This window comes from Microcoleus sp. B4-D4 (genome assembly GCF_036705185.1).
Lineage (GTDB): Bacteria > Cyanobacteriota > Cyanobacteriia > Cyanobacteriales > Microcoleaceae > Microcoleus.
The window spans coordinates 243,451-256,374 of record NZ_JAUBTX010000003.1 but is presented as its reverse complement, the minus strand read 5'-3'; the positions used below and the strand labels follow the sequence as shown (position 1 = coordinate 256,374).

Sequence of the window (12,924 nt, the reverse complement as noted above, 5' to 3'; positions counted from 1 at the left end):
ACAGTTCGGAACAAGACACCGGTGTTTCCCCAAAAAACCGGACATTTACCGTTTTTTGCTTTAACCTGCCTTTCAACTACAAAATTACCTGACATTCAATACATGAATATTTTTAGCAGTCTGCTTTCCGCGCCAACGAAACAACCCCAAGTCACAAAACAGCGTCGAGGCATTGAAATTAAGTCGGAACGCGAAATCGAAATAATGCGGCAGGCGGCGAAAATTGTCGCAACCGTACTGAAAGAAATTTCGCAAATTGTGAAACCGGGAATGACTACTGCTGATTTGGATGTTTATGCCGAAAAACGCATCCGAGAAATGGGTGCAACTCCCAGTTTTAAAGGCTATCACGGTTTCACCGGCTCGATTTGCTCTAGCATTAATAACGAAGTTGTTCACGGCATCCCCAGCCGCAAAAAAGTAATTCGTGCCGGAGATGTTCTGAAAGTAGATACGGGAGCATATTACCAAGGTTTTCACGGCGATTCTTGCATCACGATCGCAGTTGTGGAGGTGACACCAGAATCTGCAAAATTAATTAGAGTCGCAGAAGAAGCTCTCTATAAAGGTATCGAACAAGTGAAGGCTGGAGCTTATTTGCTCGATCTCGCCGGTGCGATCGAAGATCATGTCAAAAGCAACGGTTTTAGTATCGTTGAGGAGTTTACCGGCCACGGTGTCGGGCGCAATTTGCACGAGGAACCGTCGGTTTTCAATTTCCGCACTCGCGAAATGCCGAATGTGAAATTGCGATCGGGTATGACATTGGCGATCGAGCCGATTCTGAATGCGGGTTCTAAGTACACTCGGACGCTGGCTGACAAGTGGACTGCTGTAACGGTGGATAATGCTATGTCGGCTCAGTTTGAGCATACTGTGTTGGTGACGGACACCGGTTATGAAATTTTGACCGATCGTTCAAAAGTTTAAGTCGGAATAGTTCAAGAATAGACAAGATTGTAAAAGTCCTTTTCATCAACTTTTAGGGCGGATCTTAGTCCCACAAGAAAAAAAGATTTTTGTGGGATGAGTTTTTAGCTGATCTGGGATCGATTAACCGCAATACTAATATTAGTTCGTAGTGCAGACTTAAGTTCGCACTACAAACCAAGCGTTTTTGCGGTTAATTGAGCGGATATGATATCATAGCCACTCCTAACTATTTTGGTAATCTTGTCTGTTGCAGCAAAACAAAACTCAAAACTCTTGAGTTTAACCACAATTTTTTGAATTGCTTCTATAGATGGAGTGACAAGAATAGTTAAATTCAGCTAAGTTCAAAGATAATAGCGATCAAACGTAAGGGTAACGGATATGTCAGCACGATTATTATTGGTAGATGATGAACCGGGCTTGCGGGAAGCGGTACAAGCTTATTTGGAAGATAGCAATTTTTCGGTTGAGGTTGCCAGTAATGCTCGGGATGGCTGGGAACTCTTGCAGCAACACAATCCTGATTTGGTGATTTCAGACATCATGATGCCGCAGGTGGACGGCTATCAGTTTCTCAAGCAAGTGCGAGAAGATCCTCGTTATAAGGCTTTGCCGGTGGTGTTTTTGACGGCTAAGGGGATGACGGGCGATCGCATTCAAGGCTATCAAGCCGGCTGCGATGCTTATCTTTCTAAACCCTTCGATCCCGACGAATTAGTAGCAATTGTCACCAATTTGTTGGCGCGCCGCGCGGCTGCTAAGGAGACAGGCGAAAATGCTGAAAGTCCTGATATTGCTGCTTTGGCTAGCCAAATGGCGAGAATTGAGTCTTTGTTGAGCGGGCGAAGTTCGATCGTCCAAAGTGCTTCGCCGATTAAAATTGATTTGACTCCGCGAGAGCAAAGTGTTTTGGATTTGGTTGCTCAAGGTTTGATGAATAAGGAAATTGCTCGCCGTTTGGAAACTAGCGTGCGGAATGTGGAAAAGTACGTCAGCCGCTTGTTTAGCAAGACTGGTACTAACAGCCGTACTGAGTTGGTTCGCTACGCGCTCGAACACGGCTTGACTAAGTAGGATTCCTCTCGACTTTGCTTAGGGCTCTTCCTCCCCGATCTGCGTTACCAGGCTCTTCCTGGTAACGAGAATGCTGCAAAAAATTAAAAATGTTAAGATATAATTGTTGACACATCTGCGGTGCGTATGGTATGGCAAATCAGCTAGCAGGCGGCAGCGCGGGGCTGCGATCGAACTTCTCACCGTTTTGACTCTAGGATTGACACTGGCGATCGAGCTCGGGAATTACTTAATTGGCAAACCTGACTGTTTAAGAGTTTTTACGTAGTAAACAGAAGTAGGAACCCTTGACAAAATACCCTCAGCCTCCGCCCGTGCAAACTTCGCGCGAAGTTTCAAAGCTCGAATTATATTTTATCTGACAACAAACTACTATTCATTAATAACAGGGATCTAAAGTAGTGGCGGATGTTCAATTTAGAGGAGAAAAATTTAGTTGATACCAGGAGGATCTCATGCGGAAAATTACGGCGCGACAAAGGATAAGTGCAATGATAGCACTGCCGATCGCACTAATGGCTAATACAAATCAAGCTTTGGCCGCCGATACTGTTCAGAAAATCGATCCAATTAAAGAAGTTTCAACTTTTGGCGACGAGCTAGATTTTGAGATGGCGCTACCAACAACAATCGCCATTGAAGAAAGCGAGGATTGGGATCAACCTGATTTTTCAGCTACTAACTTAGATATGGAGATTACTAAATTTATGACAGAAAATCTGCCACCTATAACTATTGAGGAGCCGCCAGCCGTAGTTTATCTCAGTGCGGCCAGGGGTCAGTCCACCAGACAATGCCGAATTTCCGGGATATGTGAATGATTGAGTCAGATTTGTGCGGTTTGTGCGATCGGCTTTTTCAATAGGTATAATTCTCGCTGTGCGAGGGTAAAACAATCAGTAAAATCCAGCAGATTTTCCTGAACTTATGCGAATAACAGAGTATGTATTTTTTCGGGTATGCTTTAACTATATCTAGTAAAACAATCGGACAGTTTCAAGGCTTGGGCGTGGGGAGCTAGAAACTCGGTTTTTACGAGTTTTGGAAAAACGAGAAATATAAGAAGAAACCGGGTTTCTGAGTTTAGCACATTTGGTTCGTAGTGCGGACTTAATTCCGCACTACGAACGGTTTTGGATTTCTGAGGTTAGTATGCGTGCACGATGACATAGATCGGGCTAGTTTTGTGGCAACAAACTCGCTTGTATCAAAGTGGTATTCATGCTTAAAAACCCGACAATCCGTAAGGTGCTAAAATCCGTTCCCGAACTTTCTTCTTTCTACAGCATCTATTCCATCATAATTTTCAAAGACTATGATTAACTCGCACTGCAGCCAAGACACCGCAGCACAGCAAAACAAAAGTTCGCTGCAAACTCTCTCTCGCACTCTCTCGATGTCTCAGGGACAATTTTCGCTGATTTTAGTGCGGTGCAATTATAGTGCCATGAAAGAAGAAACTCTACGGCTATTGCGAGAGGAGTCTGGGATTGAGATTCGAGAAATTGTCCTCCCGACATCTGTTAAAACTCTTTACACGACGATAGAAACCGAACTTGACGGTAGCAGACCGCCAGCTTTAATGGTGTTTGGATTGGAGTCGGTAAGTGCGATCGATCGCGTGCTGACTTCTACCAACTACGTCAGGGAAGAATTTCGCAATAACTTTCCCTTCCCCATAGTGCTGTGGGTGACAGACAAAATACTCAAAAAAATGATTCGGTTAGTAACAGATATCGAGACTTGGACGACAACAGTAGAATTTGTGCAGGGCCCAGACGAATTGGTAGATTTTCTAGCCAAAAGTGCCGATCGCATTTTTGCCAGCATTTTAGAAACTGGCAATTGGCGCTTAAGTAATTGTGCCATTCTCGGAGCCAATTCTTTGACAGAACTAGAGTCAGCCAGCCAAGACTTGCAAACTTGCAACATCAGATTAGAACCGGCCATCGAAGCAAATTTACAATTTATTCGCGGCAGAGAAGAATATGCTTTTCACCGCATCGATGCAGCCATTAAATTGTATCAAAAAAGTCTCGATTTTTGGAAATATCAAGTAGCATTCTTGGGTACAGAAACAGAATTTAGCGAATTATTATTTACCGCTCACCCCGCACCGGTCTTAGAAGGAATTCTGCTATTCCACATCGGTCTTTGCTACCGCTTCCAAGCAGAAAAGAACCGCAGCGATAACCGTCCTTACTGGACAGAAGCTAAGAATTATTTTCAGGAATGTATTAATGTTTTAGAACGCGCGGGACAGTGGGATGCTGTTGGTACATTCATCAATCAACTCGGGGAAGTATTGCAACATTTAGAAGATTGGGATGCACTCTGGAATTTAGCTATCAAAGCTCGGAGGTTACATCAAAATATGAAAAATTCAGCAGTTAATTTAGCTCAAGATTATGGCTTTTTGGCTAGAGTAGCCTTAGAGCAAAAAAACTGGGAAGGGGCGAAAGAATGGGCTTTAATCGCTCTAGAGGTTCTAAACTCCAAATTAAAAGCGACGGGACAGGGAATGCCTGTAAAATCGCAGCATAAAGGCTTGTATCTATTAATTTTAGCAGAGGCTCAGAGCGAGTTGGGCGAGATAGAAGAGGCGATCGCCCATTTAGAGTTTGCTCGCTCGGAAACCCAACCTTGCTACAACCCGCAACTGTATTTGCGGGTTTTAGAAATGCTGCGAGTAGTTTATTTTCAGCGGGGAGAATATCTCAAAGCATTTCAAATCAAGCAAGACTATCGAGGAGTAGAACATACCTATCGGTTTCGAGCTTTTATTGGAGCCGGAAAATTGCAGCCGCACAGAGAAGCGATAGATCCCGCCGAAACAGTTACCGTCCCTGCTACCATTGCTGACGAAATAACTGCTTCCGGTAGAGAACAAGACCTCAACCGATTGATATATAGAATGAACAATACACCCGACAAACTGACAGTAATTTACGGTCAGTCTGGAGTCGGAAAAAGTTCAATTATCACAGGGGGATTAGTCCCCGCTCTTAGACAAAAAAAGATAGAAATGCGGACTGTTTTGCCGATCGTGCTGCAGGTTTACAACAACTGGCCCCAGGAATTGACCAGACAGTTATCTGCTGCGAAAGCTGAAATATTCAATCTCGAAAGTTCTGAAGCAGTACCGAGTTCCGCAGAGGTTGATTTGACCCCAGCAGCAGGCGCAGTCAGTACAAATCTTGTTTCGACTGCGGAAAATCTGGAGATAATTAAGGATTTACAGCCTGTAGAAATCATCGTCAAAAAACAGGCGATCGAATACGAAAAAATTATCAAAGAACTGCAAATCAATTCCGAACATCTAGTGACAGTTCTGATATTTGACCAATTTGAAGAATTCTTTTTCGTGTGGAAAGAGCCAACAGAAAGGCAGATATTTTTTGATTTCTTGCGGGAATGTTTGAAAATCAAGTATTTAAAAGTCGTCCTGTCTTTGCGGGAAGATTACCTGCACTATTTGCTGGAATTTTCCCGACCGAAAAACCAAACAAAATTCATCAATAATGATATTTTGGCGGACGTTCTTAGCAAAGATATTCTATTTTATTTGGGAAATTTTTCCCTAGCAGATGCGCGCTCGGTAATTTACACTTTAACTGAGCGATCGCAATTTAACTTAGAACCGGAGCTAATCGAAGAATTAGTCAAAGATTTAGCTGGAGAATTGGGAGAAGTCCGCCCGATCGAACTACAACTTGTCGGCGCTCAACTGCAACAAGAAAACATTAGAACTTTAAGCCAATATCAGGAACTAGGTAACAATCCCAAACAAAAATTAGTCGAAAATTTCCTCGAAGAAGTAATCAAAGATTGCGGCCCCGAAAATGAAGGGGCGGTGCGCCGAGTTTTGTATTTCCTTACAGATGAAAATGAGATTCGCCCCCTGAAAACTCGTGCCGAATTAGCCTCCGATTTAGCGACAGTTGCCGAATCTGAAAAGTTAGATTTAGTTTTAGAACTGTTAGTAAAATCCGGCTTAGTTTTTCAGTGGATGGAACTGCCGGCAGAGCTTTATCAACTGGTTCACGACTATTTAGTTAGCTTCATTCGCCAGCAACAGGAATTAGATAACAAGGCTGAATTTGAGGAACTGCGAAAGCAAAACAAAATTAACCGAGACGAAATTGACCAAATTCGCAAAGATAGAGAGCGAGATGCTTTGCTGTCGGAAGCTAGAGATAAACAGCGCCAAGCCCGAGACAAACAGCACGAAGCGGAAGCTCAACTTTACAAAAGTCGGAGATGGCAATTGCGGGTGGCGGTGTTGGGAGTGCTGGTACTCGGAGGAGTTTCGGGGATGGCATTCTATCAAGCAAAATTAGCAGAAAGCGCGCGACAAGAGGCGGAAACAAGTCGGACAGATGCCTTGAATTCGGCATCGGAAGCTTTGGTGGTTTCTAACGATCAAAATCAATTAGCAGTGTTGAAAAATAGTATCAAAATCGGTCGCGGTTCTCAGAAAAGTACAGCGCTACCTGTGGATACTAAAAATCAAATTACTGAGAGGCTCAGACAAGCTGTTTCAGGAGTGCAAGAACGCAATCGTTTCGAGCAGCACGATAAGTCTGTTTTGGATGTAAGTGTCAGTCCAGATGGCAATTTTGTTGCTTCGGCAAGTGCTGACAAAACTGTTAAATTGTTGAGCAAAGAAGGTAAGTTATTAAAGACTTTTAAGCACGGCGATATTGTGACGAGTGTGAGTTTTAGCCCGGATGGGAAAACGATCGCGACTGGTAGTGCCGATCGCACAATTAAAATTTGGCAAGTAGATAATGACCAAAGTGCGATCGCTACTTTATCCGGCCACCGCGATATCGTCACCAGCGTCAGCTTCAGCCCCGACGGCAAAACCCTAGCTTCTGCGAGTCACGACAACACCGTAAAAATCTGGAATCTGGGAAACAAAAAATTGCTGCAAACCTTAACCGGACACAAAGATTGGGTCCTCGGCGTGAGTTTCAGCCCCGACGGCAAAACAATTGCCTCAGCAAGTGCTGACAAAACTATCAAACTTTGGAACCGACAAGGTAAAACCCAGAAATTTCAAATTAATCCCAAAACATTAACCAAACATTCTGACATTGTATACAGCGTTAAGTTCAGCCCAAACAATCGAGAACTCGTCTCAGCCAGTGCCGACACCACAGCCAAAATTTGGAACCGAAAGGGTGAGGAAATCACAACTCTCAAAGGACACAACGATGAAGTTCTGAGTGCGAGTTTCAGTAGCGACAGCGAAAAAGTTGTCACCGGCAGCGCCGACGATACGGTAAAAGTTTGGAGTCGCAGCGGCACATTGCTAAGCACTTTTCGAGGAAATAAAGATGATGTAAGGGCAGTAAGTTTCAGTCGCGACGGCACGATTGCCTCCGCAAGTAAGGACAAAATGGTAAAAATTTGGCAACCGGACAGAACTCCGTTGAATCAGATTTTATATGGACATGAAGACTGGGTTTACAAAGTCAGTTTTAGTGCAGATGGCAAAACAATTGCTTCTGCTAGCGGAGACAAGACAGTGAGACTTTGGAACACTGATGGCAGTTTATTAAAAATCTTAAAAGGTCATCAGGATTCTGTAACTTGGACGAGCTTTTCACCCGACAATAAAACTGTTGCTTCTGCCAGCAATGACAAAACGGTGAAAGTTTGGAGTTTAGACGGGAAACTGTTAGATACTTTGAAGCATAACGGCCTTGTTAGAAGCGTGAGTTTTAGTCCAGATGGCAAGATAATTGCCACCGCCAGCGGTGCCGATCGCAAATTGTACCTCTGGCGCTGGAACGGTTCTAAAGCAACTTTGCTGACAAAACTCGATCATACCAATCCAGTAATTAGTGTTAGTTTCAGTCCCGACGGCAAAACTATTGCTACTGCTACGGCTGCTGACAACAAGGAAAGCGGGAAAAACAATGTGGGTGAAATTGCTGCAGAAAAAAAAGTTTACCTCTGGCAATTTAACGGTTCGTCGGCGAAGCGTTTGACAACTCTCAACCACGAAGATACGGTTAGAAATGTGACTTTTAGTCCCGACGGTAAGACGATTGCTGCTGCTTGTGCTGACAAAAAAGTTTATTTGTGGGCGTTTGATGGAACGGCGGCAAATTTAACTGAAAAACTAGACCACAGCGATACTGTGGAAAGTGTTAGTTTCAGTCCAGACGGCAAGTTGATTGCGGCGGCGAGTGCGGGAAATACTGTTAAGCTGTGGAATTTTAACGGTAGGAAGGCGCTGCTATCTAAAACTTTGGAATTGGGCGATCGGGTGTTGAGCGTTACTTTTAGTTCTGATAGCAAAACTCTGGCTTTTGCTAATAGGGATAAGACTATAATTCTCTTGCCTTTGCAAAATTTGGAACTGAATAATATTATTGCTCGTAGTTGCGAATGGGTGGGAGATTATTTGCAGAATGACCCGAATGTTACTGAGGGCGATCGAATGCTTTGTCTTGGGTTTGGGAAGCAAGCCTTCAATAAAAAGAAGTAAACCCTCAAGGATTATCCCTCTCGATCTCGCTTTTATGTGGATGAAGAAGGACTTGCTTTCCGATGCTGCAAACCTAGCTTTAAATAGAGATTGAAACATCTATCTGTTGACAGGTTTTTTAAGCTGTAAAATTGCGGTAAAATTTTAGTCATAAATTTAACTTCTTTGGCGGTTCGCCCGTCGCATCAACCCGCAATTCAAACAAAAGGTAAACCGCATGGACACCAACTCCCAAAATATCCAACCCGTTCCGCCCTTCAACGAAAAAAATGAGGAAACACCAGACATTGGTGGCGGTTTACCCGTAATTGAATATTGGGCAGAACATACTTTGTCCCCGGAAGGCCCGAAACTTTGGAAAACTTTGCTTCACAATAGTGCTTGTTTGTCCTGTTCTTGGGGCACTGGCGGGCAGAAAGGAGGCTTTACTAATGAAGAGGGCGAAAAACTTCAGCGCTGCATGAAAAGCGTTGAAGCAATCTCCGCTGAAATTAAACCTGCTGTTAAGACGAGCTATTTTGAACAGCACAATATTGCAGAACTCCAGCAATTAACTTCAATGGAATGTGACAGGCTGGGAAGGCTGAGTTTCCCGATGATTTTGCGCGCTGGTTCGTCTCATTACGATCGCATTTCTTGGGAAGAAGTTTATCAAATTGCCGAGGCTGCGTTTCGTAAAACCCCCGAAAGAGTCGCATCTTACAGTTCCGGTCGCTCTTCCAACGAGGCGGCTTTTTTACTGCAATTGATGATGCGGGCGATGGGTTCCAATAACTTAGCAGATTGTTCGGATTTGTGCCACGCTCCCTCAACCACCGGGTTAAGCGAAATGTTTGCTACCCGCACCTCGGTAGTGAGTCTAGAAAACTTGAAGCAAGCAGATTGCGTCGTGCTCGCGGGCGCGAATTCTGCCTACAATCATCCCCGCTTCATGAACGAGTTGATTAAAATCCGCGACAAAGGCGGTAAAATAATTATTATCAACCCCGTGATGGAAATCGGGTTAGTCAAATTTGGTTCTCCAGCATTTCCCGTCAAATCGCTCATCCCCGGTTCCGATATTTCCTCGCTCTACTTGCAACCAATTCCCGGCAGCGACACTGCCCTATTTGTTGGGATTCAAAAATCTGTAATCGAACAAGGATTGCTGGATGAAAAATATTTGCAAGCCCACACCGAAGGCTGGGAAGCAGTAGTGCAGCACGCCCGCGAAACCGACTGGGAAACTATTACTACAACTTGCGGAGTTTCGCAAGCAGAAATTGAGGAAGCCGCCAAAATTATCGGCAATTCAAAGCGAGTTGTCTTCGGTTGGGCGATGGGAATTACTCAACAACAAAACGGCGTAGATAATGTTTTTAGCATTGCTAATACTGCCTTGATGACGGGAAATGTCGGCACAACAGGGGCGGGATTGATGCCGGTGAGGGGACACTCAAACGTCCAAGGATTCGGCTCTATGGGCGTGACTGTGAATCTTAAAAAAGAAATCCAAGCCGCTTTAGAAAAGTTGTTAGATCGTCCCCTCAGTCGCGTTAAGGGCTACGATACTCGATCGCTCATTGAAGCAGCAGATGCAGGCAAAGTCGATACACTACTCTGTCTGGGCGGCAACCTGTACGGGGCAAATCCAGATTCAACTCAAGCAAAACGCGCTTTAGGTAAGATTGAAACTATTATCTACCTCGCAACCAAACCGAACTTAGGGCATTTTAACGGATTGGCAAAGCACAATACAATTGTGATTCCCGTGCTGAATCGCTTTGAAAATCCCCACAAAACAACAGTAGAATCTGGTAATAACTTTGTACGTTTCAATGATGAAGGCGAAACTCACCTCAAAGATTCTGACTTAATTCCAGAAGTGCATTTTTTGACCGAATTGGCGAGCAGAATTCACGGCAGTTATCCGGTAGACTGGCGCAAACTGCAAGATACGCGATACATTCGACAATTGATTGCTAAAACAATTCCCGGCTATGAAAAAATGGCAACAATTGATGATACAAAAGAGGAATTTACCATCAGCGGGCGGATTTTTATGGAACCTAAATTCCCCACTGATTCCGGCAAAGCCAAGATGTTTGTCGCGCCTTTACCAGAGCTAAAATTACCGGAAATTAAAGATTTTGGTGTATCGGAATCGGTGCGCGGTTTAGTGGTAGCCTTGATGACGGGACGCAGTTATTCTCAGCACAATACTGTGGTTTACAAAATTGATGACAAGTACCGGGGAATGCCGCACCGCAACTGCATTTTAATGAATCGCGAGGATGCAGAAAGCGCGGGTTTGCAAGAACATCAGCGGGTTACGGTGCAGGGAAATGCGGGAAAAATGGAAAATGTTGAGGTGATTTACGGGGCGGTTCGTGCGGGTGCTGCTTTGATGTTTTATCCTGAAGTTAATGTGATTTTTCACCCGGAGATTGAAAAGCGATCGGGCACGCCTGCTTACAAGCGAGTACCTGCTTTGGTATACGCATAAATTTGGGATTAGTAGTAAATGTAGGGTGCGTCAGCTATGATTATTTTCGGAACAAACAATCTCCGACTGATATCAAATCCGGTAGCATCAGAATGATTCAGATATATATTCTCTCCCTCTGTGTACTCTGTTTACTCTGTGGTTAAATCATTCCGATGCAAGCGGAAACGATATGACGCACGCCCGGAATTAATGGTGCGTCATAATTAGAGTTTTCCCGCACGATCGCAAATCTCAAATTTGACGCACCCTACTAATTTTTGTTAGCCCAAAAATCGGGGATTAATTGTTGATTTGCAAAGCTCTCCCGCGCCAAGTCCATCCCCAACCGGTTTCTGTTTTGATGGCGGAACCGATCGCAATTGCGGCAATTAACGTACCTCCCAAACCTCCCAACCACCAGTATTTCGTCGAACACTCGGAAATTTTGGCACCCAAGCAGCGCAAAGTGTAATGATGCCAAATTACGATTGCCGATAAACAAATAGTTAACAAGGTAATTGGTAATTGGTAATTGGTAATTGGTAATTGGCGATCGGTAATGATGTTAGCAATTTCGCCGTTAACCAGCAAAATACCTAATGCCAACCAGGGCATCGGATAAAGAAAAAACATTATGGCGGCCATGTAAACCATCATGCCCAAATTGCGGTTAGCGCCGAGATACAAATTCTTTGTCCAGCCTTCCCACAAGGCGCTCCAAGACCGATACATCCGCACGGATGCCAAATTTGCCCCGGAATAAAGTCCGAGCTTTAAATTCGCACGTTTGATGCGTCTGGCTAATTCCACATCTTCGACAATTTCGCCGGCAACTGCTTCGTGTCCGCCGATTTTTTCGTAGGCCGATCGCCTAAATAGCATAAATGGGCCGCCTGCAAAAGCACTATCTGTTTTTGAGCTATCATTAACAGCGGTAAAATCGAAGCAAACTGCTAAATGATTGAACATTAACGGCTGCACCAACCATTCGGCAAAACACTCGCAAACCAGGGCTGGCATACAGGTAAACAAGTCTATTTTCTCTGTTTCGGCTGTGGCAATTGCGGTTTCGATCGCCCCCGGTTTGAGCCGCACGTCAGCATCGATAAATAATAGGAAGTCTCCGGTTGCTTCGCGCACGGCTTGGGCGCAGGCCCAGTTTTTGCCGGCCCAATATTGGTTGGTAGGTCGCGGCTGACCTGCTAATATTTTAAGGCGGGGGTCATTGAGCTGCTGTTGTAGGGTTTGGGCGATCGACTTAGTGTCGTCTGTCGATCGATCGTCTGCAATCAAAACCTCTAGGTTGTCCTCCGTCAGCGCTGTACTCTCCAAAATGGCGATCGCGCAATCCCGAATATTCTCAGCTTCGTTGTATGCTGGTACGATTACCGAAACTTTGGGGAAGAACCCGGTAGAGGGCTGTAACTGCTGAGCCGAACTGCTGTCAGTGCGAGGCGCATTTTGCACCGATCGGCGCAAATTCTTAGTGTAAGCTCTACTTACAATCAGAGAAAAAATTAACAGGGTTAACAATATCAAAGCGAACTGACCTCAAAATTTCGGTGCACAGTTTGTCTCCTTAAATATTAAAAAATATTAAAACAAAAAGCTAGTCGATCGCCCGGAAAGTTATTTTAGCGACCTCCTTTGCTATAATTTGTGAGCATCTTTGGCTTCGCCCGCAGCAAGGGGTCTTACCCCTCACCCGGTCAGCGACCTAAAAGCCGAGGATAAATATCAGTCAAGAGAGGATATGGCAATGGGCGAATTTCTGACAGTCGATGTGTTGGCGGACACGATAGCGATACTCGGTGCATTGGGTTTTTTCTTTTTAGGATATCAAGCTTTGCAGATGTTAAAAAGATAAACTATAGCCTTTCAAGCTCTCATATGAGGTACTATCGGGGATCGGGCATAGGCCAAACAGGGCATAGGGCATAGGGAATAG

7 protein-coding genes are annotated in these 12,924 nt (G+C 44.5%); 6 read left to right on the top strand and 1 reads right to left on the bottom strand.

The annotated features are described in order from the left end of the window. The first annotated feature begins 102 nt into the window (after nucleotides 1-102). The 5 genes from map (at nucleotide 103) to QUB13_RS04325 (ending at nucleotide 10,994) form a co-directional block, all read left to right on the top strand. Nucleotides 103-930: a type I methionyl aminopeptidase gene (map, locus tag QUB13_RS04345; protein ID WP_194011501.1), complete on the top strand. Its 828-nt coding sequence runs from the start codon at nucleotides 103-105 to the stop codon at nucleotides 928-930. 384 nt (nucleotides 931-1,314) lie between these two features. Beyond that, a complete protein-coding gene (locus tag QUB13_RS04340) occupies nucleotides 1,315-2,007 on the top strand; it encodes a response regulator transcription factor (protein ID WP_194011497.1) in 693 nt (230 codons plus the stop codon). A gap of 515 nt (nucleotides 2,008-2,522) precedes the next feature. Next, nucleotides 2,523-2,828, top strand: coding sequence for a hypothetical protein (locus QUB13_RS04335; RefSeq protein WP_333379272.1), 306 nt, complete (start codon nucleotides 2,523-2,525; stop codon nucleotides 2,826-2,828). A 494-nt stretch (nucleotides 2,829-3,322) separates the two neighbouring features. Further along, nucleotides 3,323-8,509 carry a WD40 repeat domain-containing protein gene (locus QUB13_RS04330; protein ID WP_333379270.1) on the top strand — a complete coding sequence of 1,729 codons (5,187 nt, stop codon included), beginning with the start codon at nucleotides 3,323-3,325 and terminating at the stop codon, nucleotides 8,507-8,509. A 217-nt stretch (nucleotides 8,510-8,726) separates the two neighbouring features. Then, entirely contained in the window at nucleotides 8,727-10,994 is a 2,268-nt protein-coding gene (locus QUB13_RS04325) for an FdhF/YdeP family oxidoreductase (RefSeq protein ID WP_333379268.1), read from the top strand. 282 nt (nucleotides 10,995-11,276) lie between these two features. Here the strand turns inward: QUB13_RS04325 and QUB13_RS04320 are convergent, their stop codons facing one another. Continuing rightward, nucleotides 11,277-12,515, bottom strand: coding sequence for a glycosyltransferase (locus QUB13_RS04320; protein ID WP_333379266.1), 1,239 nt, complete (start codon nucleotides 12,513-12,515; stop codon nucleotides 11,277-11,279). A gap of 130 nt (nucleotides 12,516-12,645) precedes the next feature. Between QUB13_RS04320 and QUB13_RS04315 the strand changes: the two genes are divergently transcribed. Then, complete coding sequence (locus QUB13_RS04315) at nucleotides 12,646-12,843, top strand: hypothetical protein (RefSeq protein WP_194070562.1); 198 nt, start codon at nucleotides 12,646-12,648, stop codon at nucleotides 12,841-12,843. Nucleotides 12,844-12,924: the final 81 nt, after the last annotated feature.